Origin of the sequence: Kitasatospora sp. GP82, from assembly GCF_029892105.1 — a bacterium.
GTDB lineage: Bacteria > Actinomycetota > Actinomycetes > Streptomycetales > Streptomycetaceae > Kitasatospora.
Window position 1 is genome coordinate 27,129 of sequence record NZ_JARZAJ010000039.1, and the last position, 16,597, is coordinate 43,725.

The following is a 16,597-nucleotide window of genomic DNA, read 5'->3' on the forward strand; positions in this document are numbered from 1 at the left end:
GTCAGTTATCCTCGTGCACAAGGTGCTCGACGCAGACGGCGACGGCGAGCAGCAGCGCGGCGTCCGCACCCGCCGCGATCTCCACGCCGTAGGTGTCGCGGAATCGGAACCACTTGCGGGAGATCTCGGCGATCCGGTTGCCGTGCGCCTCGATCCGGTACTCCTTGTCGATCAGGTCACCATGGACGGACAGCTCGCCACCGTCGGCCAGTTCGACGTGGTACTTGTCCCGGAAGGGCGTGAACAGCTTCTTCCGTACGGTCGCGACGACATGGCCGGAGGCGCTCTCGATCTTCATGGCGTCGCGGACGGTCAGCGTCTTCTCCTTGATCACCGCGACCACCTGCCCGGCGCTGTCCTTCAGCTCGAAGGTGTCGCGCAGACGCAGCACCTTGGCGTCCACCAGGAACGCCTTGTGACCGCCGGAGTCCTCGATCCAGTAGTCCTCACCGATGCCGAACAGCCGTTCCTTGACCAGGTACTTCATGCCGGGCTCGCTTCCGTCGGATGCACTCGCTCTTCGGACATCCTGCGGCAGGCGGGCGACCCCAGGCAGCTGCGGCACGCTGCGGACGGGCACCGAAGCGCTGATTCGTGGACGGAGCAGTACTCGGAAAGAGCCTCCACGCCCGCCGTCCGGTCAGTATCTTGCTGCCGGGGCTGCCGGGGCTGCCGGGGCTGCCGGCCCCGGCGAGAAGGCACGGGTGATCAACCATGCAGGACAGGGCCAGGCGGACACGGGAACACGTACTGCGGGCGGCGATGGAGGAGTTCGCCGCCCACGGCTACGGCAACACCACGATGAACGCGATGGCGGCGCGGATCGGCATGACCAAGGGCGCCCTGTACGGGCACTTCGCCTCGAAGGAGGAGCTGACCTGCGCCGTCATCCGGCAGGCGGACGCCGCCTGGCAGCGCATCCAGTCCGAGAACAGCCCGCCGGGCGCCACCCCGCTGGCGGCGCTCCGCGCCGTGGTGCTCGCGCTGGCCCGCGCGCTGCGCGAGGACGTCGGGCTGCGGGCCGCGTACCGGCTGCTGGCCGACGGCGTCCCCGGCGGGCACGCCGCCCACGGTGCCGGGAGCCCCGCGCACGGCTTCTTCGCAGAGGCACAGCGGCATGTCGCAGCGCTGGTCCGTCGCGCCCAGGACGCCGGTGAGATCGCTCCCGACCACCCTCCGGGCGAAACGGCCCGGCTGCTGCTCGCCGTCGTCCTCGGCGGCCACTCGGCCGCCCTGCTGCCACCGGGTGTCGGCTTCGCCCTGGGCATCGAGAACGCCTGGGAGACCATCGCCCTCGCCCTCACCGGCCCCCGGCCCACCGCTGAACGCGCCCGGCGCTGACCGCCGGTGGCCGCGCTTCTCCGGCCTGCCCGGAATGCGGACACCCATGGTGCGGTTTGATTGGGGCATGGCTTCTCGTGCACGCGTACGCGCCCCCGAACTCGTCGGCAGGGGCGGATGGCTCAACACCGGCGGCAAGGATCTCACTCTTGCCGGCCTTCGGGGCAAGTGTGTCGTCCTGGACTTCTGGACGTTCTGCTGCATCAACTGCCTCCATGTCCTGGACGAACTGAGGGAGTTGGAGGAGCAGCACCGCGACACCGTGGTGGTCATCGGTGTGCACTCCCCCAAGTTCGTGCACGAGGCCGACCACCAGGCCGTGGTCGACGCCGTCGCCCGCTACGAGGTGCACCACCCGGTGCTGGACGACCCGGAGCTGGCGACCTGGAAGCAGTACGCCGTCCGGGCCTGGCCGACGCTGGTGGTGATCGACCCCGAGGGGTACGTGGTCGCCCAGCACGCGGGCGAGGGGCATGCGCATGCGATCGCCAAGCTGGTCGAGGAGTTGGAGGCCGAGCACGAGGCCAAGGGCACGCTGCGGCGCGGCGACGGCCCCTATGTGGCGCCCGAGCCGGAGGCGGGCGACCTGCGCTTCCCCGGCAAGGCCGTCCGACTTCCCAGCGGCACCTTCCTGGTCGCCGACTCCGGCCACCACTCGCTGGTCGAGCTGGCCGAGGACGGCGAGAGCGTCGTCCGCCGGATCGGCGACGGCGAGCGCGGCCTGGTGGACGGGCCCGCCCCTCGCTTCAGCGAGCCGCAGGGCCTGGCACTGGTCCCGGCCAGCCTGGACCTGGGCTACGACGTGATCGTCGCCGACACGGTCAACCACGCGCTGCGCGGCGTACGCCTGGCCGACGGCAGCGTCACCACGCTGGCCGGCACCGGGCGGCAGTGGTGGCAGGGCTCGGCGACCGATGGCCCGGCCCGCGAGGTGGACCTCTCCTCACCGTGGGACGTCGCCTGGTTCGACGGCCGGTTCTGGATCGCGATGGCCGGGGTGCACCAGCTCTGGGCGTACGACCCGGTGGCCGACACCGTCGCCGTCGCGGCCGGGACGACCAACGAGGGTCTGGTCGACGGCCCGGTGGCCGAGGCGTGGTTCGCCCAGCCGTCCGGGCTCGCCCTCTCGGCCGACGGCGAGCGGCTGTGGGTCGCCGACTCGGAGACGTCGGCGGTCCGTTGGATCGAGAAGCCGAAGGGTGCAGGTGAAACGGGGACGGTCCACACCGCCGTCGGCACCGGGCTGTTCGACTTCGGGCACCGCGACGGTGCCGCCGGACAGGCCCTGCTCCAGCACCCGCTCGGCGTGACGGTCCTGCCCGACGGCTCGGTGGCGATCGCCGACACCTACAACCACGCGCTGCGCCGCTACGAGCCCCTCAGCGGCGAGGTCACCACCCTGGCGACCGACCTGCGCGAGCCTTCGGGCGCGGTACTGGTGGACGGTGACATCGTGGTGGTCGAGTCCGCCCGGCACCGGCTGACCCGGCTGCGGCTGCCCGAGGAGGCCGTCCAGGTCGAGTCGGTGGCACACCGCACCCAGCGGGCGGCCACCGAGGTCGCCCCCGGCAGGCTCCGGTTGGACGTGGTCTTCGCCGCGCCCACCGGCCAGAAGCTGGACGAGCGCTACGGCCCCTCCACCCGGCTGCTGGTCAGCTCGACCCCGCCCGAGCTGCTGCTCTCCGGCGCGGGGGCGGACACCGCGCTCTCCCGCGAGCTGGTCCTCTCCGACGAGGTCCTGGAAGGCGTGCTGCACGTCTCGGCGATGGCCGCCTCCTGCGACGACGACCCGGAGATCGAGTTCCCCGCCTGCCACGTGCACCAGCAGGACTGGGGCGTCCCCGTGAAGCTCACCCCCGACGGCGCCACCCGCCTCCCGCTCGTCCTGGCAGGCATGGAGTAGCTGCTCAGGGCAAGCGTGAGCAACCAGGGGCGCGGGGCTCTGCTCGATCAACGGCGTGCAGAGCCCCGTGCCCCTCAGGGCAACCCGATCGCGCACGCGGTGTCGCGGTTGCCCCTTGCCGAGAAGGCTCAGCCCTCCAGGAACGCCTTGATGGCGCTGGCCAGCAGGTAGGGGTCGTCCGCCCCGCACAGCTCACGCGCCGAGTGCATGGACAGCGCGGCGATACCGCAGTCCACGGTGGTGATGCCGAGCCGGGCCGCGGTGATCGGGCCGATCGTGGTGCCGCAGGGCATGGCGTTGTTGGAGACGAAGGTCTGCCACGGCACCCCGGCCCTGTCGCAGGCGGCGGCGAACACCGCCCGGCCGACCGCGTCGGTCGCGTACCGGTTGTTGACGTTGACCTTGAGGATCGGGCCGCCGTTGGGCATCGGGTGGTGGCCCGGCTCGTGGCGCTCGCTGTAGTTGGGGTGGACGGCGTGGCCCATGTCGGAGGAGAGGCAGACGGTACCGGCCAGGGCCCGGGCCCGGTCCTCCGAGGTGCCGCCGCGCGCGTACACGCTGCGGTCCAGGACGTTGCCCAGCAGCGGGCTCTGCGCTCCGGTGTCGGACTCGCTGCCGGTCTCCTCGTGGTCGAAGGCGGCAAGGACCGGGATGTACGCCAGTTCGGCGCCCGCGAGGGAGGCCAGGGCTGCGGTCGCGGCGTGCACCGAGAGCAGGTTGTCCAGCCGGGGACCGGCCAGCAGCTCGCGGTCCCGGCCCAGGTAGGACGGCGGCTGGACGTCATGGGTCATCAGATCCCAGCCGACGACGTCCGCAGCCGCGACCCCGGCGCGCTCCGCGACGAACTCGATCAGCGACCCCTCGGTGACCTCACCGATCCCCCAGATCGGCGTGAGGTGGCGCTGCTTGTCGAGCTTCAGGCCGTCGTTGACCTGCCGGTCCAGGTGGATCGCCAGCTGCGGGACGCGCAGCAGCGGTTCGTCGATCTGCACCAGGACGGCGCTGCCGTCGCGCAGCGCGAGCCGCCCGGACAGGCCCAGGTCGCGGTCCAGCCAGGTGTTCAGCGGCACCCCGCCGTAGATCTCGACGGCCACCTGCCGCCAGCCGGCCGAGCCGGTGTCCGGCAGCGGCTTCACCCGCAGGTTCGGCGAGTCGGTGTGCGTCCCGACCACCCGGAACGGCGTCTCGGGCCCGACCCCCTCGGGCACGTACCAGGCGATCAGCGCACCGCCCCTGATCAGGTAGCGGCCCCCGGCCGAGGCGTCCCAGGCGTCGGTCTCCAGAACCCTCCGGAACCCGACCTTCTCCAACCGCTCGGCCGCGCTGGCCACAGCATGGAATGGAGACGGTGAGGCGCTCAGGTACGCGATCAGGTCGTCGGTGTGCGTTCGGTCGAAGGCGGCCTGATGGGCGGCGGTTGGCATGCTGCTCCTGAGTAGAGGGAGGGCGGAAGCCGGATGGGGGACCGGCTTCGCCCCCGAGCATATGCCCGTACACGGACATGACGCTGTGAACTCAACAACGGTGACACAACGGTGAGGAGTACCGGGGCCGACGTGCGAAGAGGGCCTACGCGCGGAGCGTAGGCCCTCTTCACACTGAGGGTGTGTCAGGCAGTCTGGCTGCGCCTCTGCTAGAAGGCGTTCTCGGCGAGCTCCATGATCTCGTTGTCGATGCCCTCGGCGATCTGCCGCTGGGAGGCAACGGTCGGGAGGATGTTGCGGGCGAAGAAGCGGGCGGCGGCGACCTTGCCCTGGTAGAAGGGGATGTCCTTCTCGGAGGCGCCGGCCTCCAGCTTGGCCAGCGCGACGGCGGCCTGACGCAGCAGCAGCCAGCCGATCACGACGTCGCCGGAGACCAGCAGCAGGCGGGTGGAGTTGAGGCCCACCTTGTACATGTTCTTGACGTCCTGCTCGACCGAGGAGAGGTCGGCGAGCAGCTTGCCGACGATGGCCTCCAGGTCGCCGGCGGCCTTGGCGAGCAGCTCGCGCTCGGCGGCCAGGGCGTCGCCGCCCTCGTTGGTGCCGAGGAACTTCTGGATCTGCTCGGAGACCGCGGTCAGCGCCTGGCCGCCGTCCTTGACGATCTTGCGGAAGAAGAAGTCCAGGCCCTGGATCGCCGTGGTGCCCTCGTAGAGGGTGTCGATCTTGGCGTCCCGGATGTACTGCTCGATCGGGTACTCCTGCAGGTAGCCGGAGCCACCGAAGGTCTGCAGGGACTGGGCGAGCTGCTCGTAGGACTTCTCGGAGCCATAGCCCTTGACGATCGGCAGCAGCAGGTCGTTCAGGCGCTCGGCGGCCTCGTCGCTCTCGCCGCGCAGGCGGGCGGCGAGCATGTCGTCCTGGACGGAGGCGGTGTAGAGGACCAGGGCGCGCATGCCCTCGGCGTACGCCTTCTGGGTCATCAGCGAACGGCGCACGTCCGGGTGGTTGGTGATGGTGACGCGCGGGGCGGCCTTGTCCAGAAAGTTGGAGATGTCCGCACCCTGCACGCGCTCCTTGGCGTACTCGAGGGCGTTGAGGTAGCCGGTGGAGAGGGTTGCGATGGCCTTCGTGCCGACCATCATCCGGGCGAACTCAATGATCTTGAACATCTGGCGGATGCCGTCGACGGTCTCGCCGAGCAGCCAGCCCTTGGCCGGGTGCTTGGCGCCGAAGGTCATCTCGCAGGTGTTGGACGCCTTGAGGCCCATCTTGTGCTCGACGTTGGTGGCGTAGGCGCCGTTGCGCTCGCCGAGCTCGCCGGTCTCCCAGTCGAAGTCGAACTTCGGCACGATGTAGAGGCCGAGGCCCTTGGTGCCCGGCTTGCCGCCCTCGGGGCGGGCCAGCACCAGGTGGATGATGTTGTCGGACATGTCGTGCTCACCGGAGGTGATGAAGCGCTTCACACCCTCGATGTGCCAGGAGCCGTCCTCCTGCTTGATCGCCTTGGTACGGCCGGCGCCGACGTCCGAGCCCGCGTCGGGCTCGGTCAGCACCATGGTCGCGCCCCAGAGGCCGTCGATCATGCGCTGGGCGACCTTCTTCTGCTCCTCGGTGCCCTCGTCGTGGACGACGCCGGCGAAGGCCGGGCCCGAGGAGTACATCCAGATCGCCGGGTTGGAGCCGAGGATCTGCTCGGCGTACGCCCAGATCAACGAGGACGGGGTGACCTGGCCGCCGATGGCCTCCGGGATGCCCAGACGCCACCACTCGGCGTCCATGTACGCCTGGTAGCTCTTCTTGAAGGAGGCCGGGACCGGCGCGGTGTTGGTCTCCGGGTCGAAGACCGGCGGGTTGCGGTCGGTGTCGGTGAAGGAGGCAGCGAGGTCGTTCTCGGCGAGGCGCGCGATCTCGCTCAGGATGTTCTTCGCGGTCTCGACGTCCATGTCGGCGAACGGACCGGTGCCGTACACCTGGTCGCGGCCGAACACCTCGAAGAGGTTGAACTCCACGTCCCGCAGGTTGGACTTGTAGTGACCCATGGCCGTTTTCTCCGGTTCGTCGCTTCCGGGGGTCCGCCGCTGCGTGCGCCCCACTTACCCGCCAGTAGAGCCCATGATGCTACCCGTTGGTAACTTGTTCAAGCCCCTTCGCGGACTCTTCGATACGAAAGCCCTATGAAGGTGGTCACGTCCCGCGCAGTCACATCCCACGCAGTCACATCCCACAACCTGATGGCATCACGAGTTGTCCGGATCGGCCGACCCACGAGGCCCCTTGGGCCCGATAGCCTGTCCCCGTGTACGGCTACGACCAGAGCACCTACCAGGGCGACCCCTACCAGCAGGCCCAGCAGCAGGCAGGGATGAACGGCATGCCCGGCCCCGGCCCGTACGGGGAGCCACAGCCGCAGGCCGCACCGCAGCAGTCGCTCTACCCCGAGCCCTCGCCGCCCTCACTGGCCGACGCCGTCCGGGCCTTCACCACCGGCTCGATGACCGTCGAGGACTTCCAGGCCATCTTCATCACCTCCAAGGTGCACTGCCCGCGCGGCGACCGCCCCGGCTTCCTGGCCCTGCACAACACACCGACCCCGGTGATCCCGATGTTCAGCTCCCTCAAGGAGCTGCGCCGCTACGCGGGCAAGGAGTCCAAGCACTTCAGCGTGAGCGGCGCCGAGGTCCTCGACCTGCTGCCGACGGGATACGGCTTCGCCCTCGACATGGAGGGCGAGCACCGGATGGTCTTCGACGCCAAGGCGGTCGAGCAGATGGTCGACTTCACCATGCGGCGGATGTACGGCTGACCGCCGCTCCGCGGCAGGCGCTCGACCCCACCCTTTCAGCAGACCCCGGAAGACACCGGCCGGGCCGCATCCCCGGTGCCGCACATCCACCACCACATGGTTCAAATTTCAACTTGCTTTTAGTTGAGCATTGAACTAACCTGCTGGACGTAGGCCACAGACCCCCGAAGGAGGCCGACATGCCCGCCGTGACCGTCGAGAACCCGCTGACCCTTCCGCGCGTCGCCACCCCCGACCCCGCCACGCACGCCCCGCGCCCGGTACTCACGGTGGTCACCGCCCCCGAGGGCTACGAGGGCGAGGGCTTCCCGGTGCGCCGGGCCTTCGCCAAGATCAACACCAAGTACCTCGACCCGTTCATCATGATGGACCAGATGGGTGAGGTGGAGTACGCCGCCGGCGAGCCCAAGGGCACCCCGTGGCACCCGCACCGCGGCTTCGAGACCGTCACGTACCTGATCGACGGCGAGTTCATCCACAAGGACTCGCACGGTGGTGGCGGACACCTCGGCGGTGGCGACACCCAGTGGATGACGGCCGGGTCCGGCATCCTGCACATCGAGACGCCGCCCGAGCAGCTGGTGATGACCGGCGGCCTGTTCCACGGCATCCAGCTGTGGGTCAACCTCCCGGCCGCCGACAAGATGACCGCCCCGCGCTACCAGGACATCCACGGCGGTCACGTCAAGCTGCTCGCCACCCCGGACGGCGGCGCGATCCTGCGCCTGATCGCGGGCGGACTGGACGGCCACCAGGGCCCGGGCATCACGCACACCCCGATCACCCTGCTGCACGCCACCGTCACCCCCGGCGCCCGGCTCACCATCCCGTGGCGCAAGGACTTCAACGCCCTGGCGTACGTCCTGAACGGCGACGGCACGGTCGGCGCCGAGGGCCGCCCGGTCCACTCCGGCCAGGCGGTGGTCTTCGGCGAGGGCGACACCCTCACCATCTCGGCCGACACCAAGCAGGAGTCCCGGCACCCCGACCTGGACGTGATCATCCTGGGCGGGCAGCCGATCCGCGAGCCGGTCGCCTGGTACGGGCCGTTCGTGATGAACAGCCACCGCGAACTGGAGCAGGCCATGCGGGACTTCCAGTCCGGCGCCTTCGGCCACCCGACCGACTGACCCCGGCGGGGGGGGGGGGGGGGCCCCCCCCGGCCCCCCCCCCCCCGGCCCGGGGGGGGGGGGGGGGGGGGCCCCGCCGGGGCCGGGGGGGGGGGGGGGGGGGCGGGGGGCCTCACCCCCCCCCGGCCAGTGGCGCCGCCCTGGCGGCACTCCCTGCCGGGCGCCGGCGCCCCCCCCCCCCCGCCCCCCGGGGGGCGGCGGGCCGGCCCCCCCGGGCCCCGCCCCTCGACCGCGTCAGCGAGCCGGGTCGGTGACGCTGTCCGCGCCGTTCTCCGGATGACGGGCCAGGCGGCGCAGGAAGCCGTCCGCACCGTCACGTGGGCTCCTCCTGGTGCGTGACGGCGCGGGCCCCTCCCGTCACTCGTCCGATTCGTCGTCAGATCCGCGCGTACAGCGCCGAGGCGTCGTCGTGGGCCTTGCCCCTCGGCCAGCGCTCGCAGCGCGCGTCGGCCCGCTCCACCGCCCGGACCTGGGAGATCAACTCGGCCGGGCCCGACTCGGCGAGCAGCCTCAGCGCGTCCGACCAACTGCCAAGGCCGAAGCGCTCGGTGAAGCGTGCGGCGCCGTCGGTCATGGCTGCCACCGCGTGCAGAGCGGACAGCCGGACGAACCCGGTCTCGGCGTGCGCGGCCGCCTTCGGGACCGCGGCGGCGATCCAGGGCCCGTGGCCGGTGTTCCTGGCGGCCCGGACCGCCAGCGCATACCTGAGGTGCAGGGCCTTGCGCTCGATGGAGCCGGGGACGGTCGCCCAGACCTGTCGCCGCAGCTCCTCGCCGCCCGGGAAGCGCTGGTTGTCGCCGATCACCCGAGGAGGGCCGTCCTTCAGCTGCAGCACCAGCAGCGAGTCGCCGAGCACCAGGTACTCCAGCGAGCTGCCGTGCAGCCGGGCGGCGACCACCATCGCGGCCGGGGTGTTCGGATGCCCGAGATCGCAGCGGCCGCCGTGCAGGGCGGCCGTCTCCACGATGGCGTCCTGGAGGCACTCGGTGATCGAGCGGTCCGACCGGTCGGTCAGCCGGGCGAGCAGGTGCACGCCCAGCCGCCGTACGTACCAGGAGGTGCCGTGCCGACAGCCCGACTCCATCCCGGCCGGTGCGCTGGAGCCGTCCAGCAGCACCAGTGCCTCGGGCGAGGCGGCGGCGAAGTCCTCGTTCTCCTGGCCGGGTCTCTGCGGTTCCCCCGCGAGCTCTACCTGCATGCCGTCAGTGTGGCGGGCGGAAGGGGTGCGGGACAGGGGCCGGTCCGCGATTCCAGGGTGGCAGGTGGACAGAAGCGGGCATAACGTCGGATCTGTTCACTGCCCACCATGCGCCTGGAGGCTGCCGTGCTGGTCCTTCAGTTCTTTGTCGTCGTGATCGCCTCGATCGGTTTTCCCACCGCCGCGCTGCTCTTCCTGATCGGCGGGCCGAACTTCCGCGACCACCACCGCTGATCCGCGCCCGACGGCCCGGGCCCCCTGACAGCGGTCGGCGGCGGGCTGCGGCGACAGATAGGCTCGGCAGAGAAAATCGGGCGTCCCGGGGCGCCCGGCATGGGATGGTGTGGCTTGCACACCAGCTCTCGTCCAGGAGGTCACGTATGAGCAGCGACGCAGCCGAACCCGTAGAGCCGCAGGCACCGGAGGTCGCGCCGGTTGCCCAGACCGACCCGGACGACGTGAAGGCGAAGTTCCTCGCCGCCCTTCAGCACAAGCACGGCGGCCGGGGCAACGTCGGCGGCCCCGGCACCGACGGGTCGAAGATCCACGGCACGCACGCGGCCGCCGGCGGCAAGCGCAACTTCCGCCGCAAGAGCGGCGGCTGACGGTACGCCGCCGTACGCAGCGCAATGCCGAAGGGGGCGCCCCGGAACTCGACCGGGCGCCCCCTTCGGCGTTGCGCCCCGGAACGGTGGCGCCACGGTGCGGCGGCCCGGTCTCAGTGCGCCGGTACTGCCGGGCGCAGCAGCGGCTCGACGCTCGACGCCCAGAGCAGCAGCCGCTCGTCCGTACTCTCCGCGCCGACCAGTTGAAGGCCCAGCGGGAGCCCGCCCGGCGCATACCCGGCGGGCAGGGTGATCGCCGGCAGACCCGCGTGGCTCCACGGCAGCGACATGGTCGCGTCACCGGTGCTGTCCAGTCCGAGCGGCGCAGGACCTGTGGCCGCCGGGGTCGCCCACAGGTCGATGCCCTCCGCCGTCATCCTCTCGGCGAGCCTGTGCCGGTAGGAGCTCCTGACCTGGAGCGCCGCCGCGTACGTCACCGCGCCGATCTCGCGGCCGCGTCGGACGGCTGCCGTCGTCTCCTGGCGGTAGAGCGCCGAGAAGCGCGGGAAGAGCTCGGCGTGCACCCGGGCCAGTTCGTAGCCGTTCACGATCTTGAAGATCCGCACCACGTCCTCGAAGTCGGACAGCAGCGGCACCTCCCGGACGACCAGGCCGCACTCGCGCAGCCCGTCGAGCTGCCGGGCGAAGGCGGCCCGCGCCAGCGGCCCGGCCTGCTCCAGGTAGGGGCCGGCCGGGACGCCGAGTACGGGCGCCCCGGGCCACCCGGGTGTCCCCGGCTCCGCCGACTGCGCGGACCAGCCGTCGCAGAGGACGCCCGCCGCGAGTGCCGCACCCGCCACATCGGTGGTGAAGGTGCCGATGGTGTCCACGGTCGGCGCGTTGGCCAGTACGCCGTCGGTCGGGATCCGTCCGTAGGTCGGGCGGAAACCCACCACTCCGCAGTACGCGGCCGGACGGATCACCGATCCCACCGTCTGGGTGCCGATGGCCAGCGGCACCAGCCCGGCGGCGACCGCCGCCGCCGAACCGCTGCTGGAGCCGCCCGGTGTGTGCCCGATGTCGTGCGGATTCCTGGTCGGCCCGGGTGCGTCGATCGCGAACTCGGCGGTGACGGTCTTGCCCGCCACCAGCGCACCCGCCGCCCGCAACCGGTCCACCACCTCGGCCTGCGGCCCGGCGAGCACCCCGGGCGGCAGCGCGGAGCCGGCGTGGGTGGGCAGGCCGTCCACCTGGATCACGTCCTTGATCCCGACCGGCACGCCGTACAGCGGCGGCCGTTCGCCCGTCCGGTAGCGGTCCTCGACCGCGCGGGCCTCGGCGATCAGCCGCTGGTGGCGGCCCGGCTCCGGGGTGAAGGCTCTGACCACCGGGTCGGTCCGGTCGATCCGGGCACACAGCCGCTCGACCTCGACGGACGGGCCCGGTTCCCCGGCACGCAGAGCGGCGGCCGCGCGGACGAGCGGGATCGGTGGCTCCATGTCCCCACGCTACGGCCCAGGGGGCCTCGGGGTCCGCGCCACAACGCGGGCGGGTGGTCGGCGATCCGCGGCTTCAGGGGCGGCGGCTCCCGCACGGTGCCCGGCCGATCGCGTGTCCGGCATCCGGTATCCGCTGTCCGTCATCCGCCGGACGGGGACTACTCCGGCTGTTCGCGGTAGCCGTGCTCGGTGGGGAGGTACGGGGCCTCGCGCAGGAAGAGCGCACCGCAGGCGTGGCAGGAGAGGCCGGGCCGGTCGGTCCAGTGGACCGGGTCCCTGGTCTCGGCCTCCGGTTCCAGCCCGCGTCCGCACATCGCCGTGGTGTCGTCCTCCACCACGATGTGCCAGGTCTTCACTCCGCCCGGCTTGCCGCCGGGACCGTACTCGGCTCGCATCTGGTGCATCATGATCACCATGGTGCGAAGCCACCCGGGTGTGGGCAATACGGGCTACGCCTTCGGAGGCACCGGGCTGCCGTGCCGGCGCAGCCGGAGAACGGCCGGGTCACGACTGCCGCGACACACCATCCGCCGCCCGTGCCGACGGCAGCACCACGGCGGCCCGCCGCCCCTGCCGAGCGCCCGGACGCCCTCGGGCCGGGCGTATCGCCTCCTGTGGCAGGCCGTACGGCTCCAGCAGTTCGAGCAACCGGAGGGCAGCCGAACTCCCCTTGCGCCCACGGTCGTTCTCGATGCGGTGCAGGCAACTGAGCTCCCACCCGCGCTCCTTGATCCGCTCGATCTGCTCACCGGCAAGACCGAAGGCGCAGTCGGGCGCCCGGGCGAGCTGGACGCGGTGCGCATGGACGACGTCCAGCCAGCGCAACGGGTCGGCCCGTAGCCACTCGGCAGGGGCGTGGATCTGATGGCACCCGAGGACGACGTCGCGGGTGTGGAACTCGATCAGGCCGCCGAGGCGGTCCAGCGGCAGCGGGTTGAAGGTCCGGCTGTCCCGGTCGAGGCCGTCGGCCACGGCGGTGGCGGCGCTGCGGCCGAGCACCTCGCGGTGGCTCAGCGCGAGCGCCTCCGGCGTGCCGCTGCGGTCGGCGGCGGGCAGCAGGACGACGAGGTCGTCGGGGCCGGGCCGATGCCAGTCCAGGTCGGGGACGTTGGCGAGCAGCCGCCTGGTGTCGCCGAGCCAGGCATGGCGCCAGCGCGGGTCGGCGGCGGTCGCCGGGGCGATCTCCTGGCAGCTGCCGGTGATCACGCGCGGAGCGCCGTGCGCCAGCCAGACCCGGTGCAGCCGCCGAGGCTCGACCAGGCACTCGGCCGCCGCACCGCCCGCGCCCAGCGGAACGGCCACGTAACCGCCGAGGATGCAGGCCCAGTAGGCGGCGAGGAGTTCGGGGGCGCGGGCGACCTGGAGGACGACCTGCTCGCCGGGCCGGACGCCTGCCGCACGCAGCCCGGCAAGGATCCGGGACGCCTCCATCAGCAACTGGAGGTAGGTCTGCCGCAGTTCGGCGCCGTCCGGCACGATGAAGGTGAGGCCCTCCGGGTTCCCGGTCCGCGAGGCCCGGACAAGGGCTTCGCCGAGGGTGCCGATCTCCGGCGGCGAAGCGGGGTTCCGGTCGAGGACCGGCAGAGCGGTGTCGGTCATGGGGCGCTCGCCTGCTGCACCTGCACGGCGTGGCTCCTTCCTGCAACCACGGTGGGGCCGATCGCGGGAACAATACCATCTATGCGGTTTGTTTCCAGAGCCCTTGTCGGCACATCCCTTGTCGGCACTTCGCACACCCACCCGGCCTAGGGGTCGGATCCCGGCGGACGGCTCCGTATCAGCGGACGGCTCCGTATCAGGAGACCGCGCGCAGCAGCGAGCCGTCCCGGCGCTTGAGGATCTTGTCGAAGCTGACGATCGCCCCGCGCAGCGGGTGGTTCCGCAGCTGGACATGGTCGGCGAGCGCATGGATCAGGAACAGCCCACGCCCGCTCTCCGCATCGAGCGCGGGCAGCTCCGGCAGAGGAAGATCACGGAACTCGGGAAAGTCGGCGAGCTCGGCCAGGCCCTGGAGGACGAACAGCGAGTCCGCCGACGCTGCGGCGGGGGAACAGAGCGGCGGGGCCGGCAGGACATGGGTGTCGTACGGGGCCGGTCGGTCGGTGCGGCGCGGGCGGTGCGCGGTGAGCACCGGCACCGAGAGGGCGGCCCGCCCCCGACGGCTGCGCCGACGCCCGGCAGCGGGCCGGGCGGGCGGCGCCATCGAACGGCGCACCGTGGGTCCTGCCATCGGCAGCGCGGGCACGGCGCCTGCCCTGGCGAGCGCGGGCGCGGCGGGGGCGCCGCCGGGCAGGGCGGTCGCGGCGGTCGCGGCCGCCGGCAGGGCCGGGAACGCGGGCCTGGCGGCGAGCGCGGGCACGCCGGTCGGCAGCCCGGGTACGGCGCTCGGTACGGAAGCCGGCCCGGCGGGAACGTGCTGCGGCAGGGCCGAGCTCGGTAGCCCGGGGCCCGAGTCGACCACCTCGATCCGGAGCCGGTCCCCGGCGATCGACGCGGTCACCTGGAAGCCCTCGTCGGGCCGACCGCTCACCGCGTGCTCGACGGCGTTGGCGCACGCCTCGGTAAGGGCGACCCCGAGGTCGTGCGCGACCTGCGGATCGACCCCTGCGGTCTCCATCGCGCTGAGCAGGATGCGCCGAGCGAGCGGAACGCTGGCCGGGTCGCGCTTGAGGTGCAGAGTCCACCAGATGTCCACGGGAGGTCCCTCCTGGCTGCGGCTCCACATAGAACTAGGTATCTCCGGACGATCCCACGGCGAACCGCGCCGCGCGGCCGGGACCGCCCGTTCGGCGGATGGACGGGGGCAGCAGCCTGTGCCGGGCGGCGCACGGCACCGCACGCACGCCGCGGCCGAACGGACCAATCAGATGCACTGCCGCCCCCTCCCTGGGCCGTCCGTGTAGGCGGTGAGATGATGTCCCAGCCATGACCGACCACCACGCCGCCCCGCGTACAGGCGCCGCCGCCCCGGATGCCCGGGTACCGGCCGCGGCCTGGGATCTGCGGGTGGCACGGGCGGTTCCGTTCGCCCTGGTCTGCACACTGATCGCGGCCGCCGGGCACGCCATGGCGGGCGGCGGGGACGTCGCCCTGCCCGCGCTGGCGGTCGGCTTCGCCGCGGTCTGCCTGCCGGCGATCCTGCTGGGCGGACGGGAGCGCTCGCTGTCCGCGATCGCCGGAGCCCTCGGAATCGGGCAGCTCGGTCTGCACCTCCTCTTCCACTGCTCCGGTTCGCACACCGCGATGGCCGGCATGGGCCAGGGCGGTCCTGACACCCTGCCGCAGGTGGCCGGACGGCTGATCTGCGACGACTCCCAGCGCGCCGGCCTGACCGTCGTACCGCTGGACCCCGAGCAACTGGTCAGCGCCGCCGGTCTCGACCCGCAGGCGTACGCCACCGCGCCGCCCGCCGCGCTGTTCGGGATGACACCCTCGATGCTGCTGGGCCACCTCGCCGCCGCCGTGGTGGCGGGCTGGTGGCTGCGGCGCGGCGAGGCCGCGCTGTGGCGACTGCTCAGGATGACGGCCGCGGTGGCGCAGGAGTACGCGGCCCCGCTGCGGACGGCGTTCGCGCTGCTCGCGGCGCTGCTGCTGGGTACCGCCCCCGAGGGGGGGCCGGTGCGCCGCGTTCGGACCCGGGCCGAGGACTGGCGGCTGCCGGCGGCGGCGGCCGCGCTGCGGCACAGCGTGATCCGGCGGGGCCCGCCGGTGGCGGCCTTCGCGCGCTGACCGAGCCCTTCCCCGCGGGTCCTGCTCCGCAGGCCCTGCCTCTACCGGAGTCGGGAGCTCGGTACGCGCAGCCGCGCCGCCGTATCCCCGGGCGCGAGGTCTCCGAGGACCGCGCCTCACGGACCGTACGAGCGGCACCGCCGTACGCGCGCCACGCGCGTCACGGCCACGCCACCCACAGTCCTCCGCGCATGTGCGCCGCCGCTGCGGCCGGCCCATGTGCCCCTCTCCGTTGGAGCCCACCCGATGCGTATCACTCCTGCCCGCCGGATCGCCGGTGTCACCGTCGCCGCCACCACCGCCGTGATCGCCCTCGCCGTCCCGGCCTTCGCGCACGTCACCGTGCAGCCGGGCAGTGCCCAGCAGGGCGGCTACACCGCCGTCGCCTTCCGGGTGCCGGACGAGAGCGACACCGCCTCCACCGTCAAGCTGGAGGTCAACCTGCCGATGGACCAGCCGATGGCCTCGGTGCGCGTCCTGCCGCTGCCGGGCTGGACCGCCACGCTGGAGAAGTCGAAGCTCGACAAGCCGCTGAAGACCCACGGCCAGGACATCACCGAGGCCGTCTCCAAGATCACTTGGACCGCCGACGCCAGTGCGAAGATCGCACCCGGCCAGTTCCAGGAGTTCAAGGTCTCGCTCGGCGCCCTGCCGGCCGACACCGACAAGCTGACCTTCAAGGCCCTGCAGACGTACGACAACGGCGACGTGGTCCGCTGGATCGACGAGGCCAAGGACGGCCAGCCCGAGCCGGCCCACCCGGCCCCGACCCTGAACCTCACCAAGGCCCCCGCCGCCGGTGCCGGCGACCACGCCATGGGCGCCTCGGGCACCGCCGCCCCCCAGGACGACAAGGCGAGCACGGCCTCCGCCGAGTCCTCCGACTCCACCGCCCGTACGCTCGGCGTGGTCGGCATCGTCGTCGGCGTGATCGGCGCCGCCCTCGGCGTCGCGGGCCTGCGCCGCAAGAGCAGCGGCTCCGCCTCCTGAAACCGGCCGGGCAGGGGCCGTGCACACCACGGCGC

Annotated in this window: 15 protein-coding genes and 2 pseudogenes; 8 read left to right on the top strand and 9 right to left on the bottom strand. The window is 72.3% G+C overall.

The features are described 5' to 3' along the window. Position 1: 1 nt before the first annotated feature. Entirely contained in the window at positions 2 to 487 is a 486-nt protein-coding gene (locus P3T39_RS29270) for an LURP-one-related family protein (RefSeq protein ID WP_280702211.1), read from the bottom strand. A 227-nt stretch (positions 488 to 714) separates the two neighbouring features. On the opposite strand from P3T39_RS29270, the gene P3T39_RS29275 reads away from it, so the two are divergent. Both P3T39_RS29275 and P3T39_RS29280 read left to right on the top strand, forming a co-directional pair. Beyond that, a complete protein-coding gene (locus tag P3T39_RS29275) occupies positions 715 to 1,341 on the top strand; it encodes a TetR/AcrR family transcriptional regulator (RefSeq protein ID WP_280702212.1) in 627 nt (208 codons plus the stop codon). Between the two features lie 67 nt (positions 1,342 to 1,408). After that, positions 1,409 to 3,244: an NHL domain-containing thioredoxin family protein gene (locus P3T39_RS29280; protein WP_280702213.1), complete on the top strand. Its 1,836-nt coding sequence runs from the start codon at positions 1,409 to 1,411 to the stop codon at positions 3,242 to 3,244. Between the two features lie 128 nt (positions 3,245 to 3,372). Here the strand turns inward: P3T39_RS29280 and P3T39_RS29285 are convergent, their stop codons facing one another. Both P3T39_RS29285 and P3T39_RS29290 read right to left on the bottom strand, forming a co-directional pair. Then, a complete protein-coding gene (locus P3T39_RS29285; RefSeq protein WP_280702214.1) occupies positions 3,373 to 4,668 on the bottom strand; it encodes a M18 family aminopeptidase in 1,296 nt (431 codons plus the stop codon). A gap of 209 nt (positions 4,669 to 4,877) precedes the next feature. After that, positions 4,878 to 6,707: an acyl-CoA dehydrogenase gene (locus P3T39_RS29290; RefSeq protein WP_280702215.1), complete on the bottom strand. Its 1,830-nt coding sequence runs from the start codon at positions 6,705 to 6,707 to the stop codon at positions 4,878 to 4,880. A 332-nt stretch (positions 6,708 to 7,039) separates the two neighbouring features. Here P3T39_RS29290 and P3T39_RS29295 point away from each other — a divergent pair, with 332 nt between their 5' ends. Continuing rightward, positions 7,040 to 7,471, top strand: coding sequence for an SseB family protein (locus tag P3T39_RS29295; protein ID WP_280702244.1), 432 nt, complete (start codon positions 7,040 to 7,042; stop codon positions 7,469 to 7,471). A 179-nt stretch (positions 7,472 to 7,650) separates the two neighbouring features. Continuing rightward, entirely contained in the window at positions 7,651 to 8,601 is a 951-nt protein-coding gene (locus P3T39_RS29300; protein WP_280702216.1) for a pirin family protein, read from the top strand. A gap of 376 nt (positions 8,602 to 8,977) precedes the next feature. On the opposite strand, the gene P3T39_RS29305 is transcribed toward P3T39_RS29300, so the two are convergent. After that, on the bottom strand, positions 8,978 to 9,799 hold the full coding sequence (locus tag P3T39_RS29305) for a protein phosphatase 2C domain-containing protein (RefSeq protein ID WP_280702217.1): 822 nt from the start codon (positions 9,797 to 9,799) through the stop codon (positions 8,978 to 8,980). A 108-nt stretch (positions 9,800 to 9,907) separates the two neighbouring features. Here P3T39_RS29305 and P3T39_RS29310 point away from each other — a divergent pair, with 108 nt between their 5' ends. After that, on the top strand, positions 9,908 to 10,033 hold the full coding sequence (locus P3T39_RS29310; RefSeq protein ID WP_280702218.1) for a hypothetical protein: 126 nt from the start codon (positions 9,908 to 9,910) through the stop codon (positions 10,031 to 10,033). 146 nt (positions 10,034 to 10,179) lie between these two features. Beyond that, the gene (locus P3T39_RS29315) at positions 10,180 to 10,404 is read left to right on the top strand and encodes a DUF5302 domain-containing protein (RefSeq protein WP_280702219.1); all 225 of its coding nucleotides are present in this window, start codon (positions 10,180 to 10,182) and stop codon (positions 10,402 to 10,404) included. Between the two features lie 113 nt (positions 10,405 to 10,517). Here the strand turns inward: P3T39_RS29315 and P3T39_RS29320 are convergent, their stop codons facing one another. The 5 genes and pseudogenes from P3T39_RS29320 to P3T39_RS37645 form a co-directional block, all read right to left on the bottom strand. Beyond that, positions 10,518 to 11,843 (bottom strand): amidase, encoded by a 1,326-nt coding sequence (locus P3T39_RS29320; protein WP_280702220.1) that lies wholly within the window; start codon positions 11,841 to 11,843, stop codon positions 10,518 to 10,520. A gap of 158 nt (positions 11,844 to 12,001) precedes the next feature. Further along, complete coding sequence (locus tag P3T39_RS29325; RefSeq protein WP_280702221.1) at positions 12,002 to 12,238, bottom strand: hypothetical protein; 237 nt, start codon at positions 12,236 to 12,238, stop codon at positions 12,002 to 12,004. Positions 12,239 to 12,347: 109 nt separating this feature from the next. Next, the gene (locus P3T39_RS29330; RefSeq protein WP_280702222.1) at positions 12,348 to 13,442 is read right to left on the bottom strand and encodes an AMP-binding protein; all 1,095 of its coding nucleotides are present in this window, start codon (positions 13,440 to 13,442) and stop codon (positions 12,348 to 12,350) included. Between the two features lie 196 nt (positions 13,443 to 13,638). Then, positions 13,639 to 13,785 (bottom strand): annotated as a pseudogene (locus tag P3T39_RS37640) (ATP-binding protein); the annotation flags it as partial. A gap of 477 nt (positions 13,786 to 14,262) precedes the next feature. Further along, positions 14,263 to 14,538: pseudogene (locus P3T39_RS37645) on the bottom strand (ATP-binding protein); the annotation flags it as partial. A gap of 230 nt (positions 14,539 to 14,768) precedes the next feature. Here P3T39_RS37645 and P3T39_RS29340 point away from each other — a divergent pair. Further along, positions 14,769 to 15,572, top strand: coding sequence for a hypothetical protein (locus P3T39_RS29340; protein ID WP_280702224.1), 804 nt, complete (start codon positions 14,769 to 14,771; stop codon positions 15,570 to 15,572). A gap of 246 nt (positions 15,573 to 15,818) precedes the next feature. After that, complete coding sequence (locus P3T39_RS29345; protein ID WP_280702225.1) at positions 15,819 to 16,562, top strand: YcnI family protein; 744 nt, start codon at positions 15,819 to 15,821, stop codon at positions 16,560 to 16,562. Positions 16,563 to 16,597 lie beyond the last annotated feature (35 nt).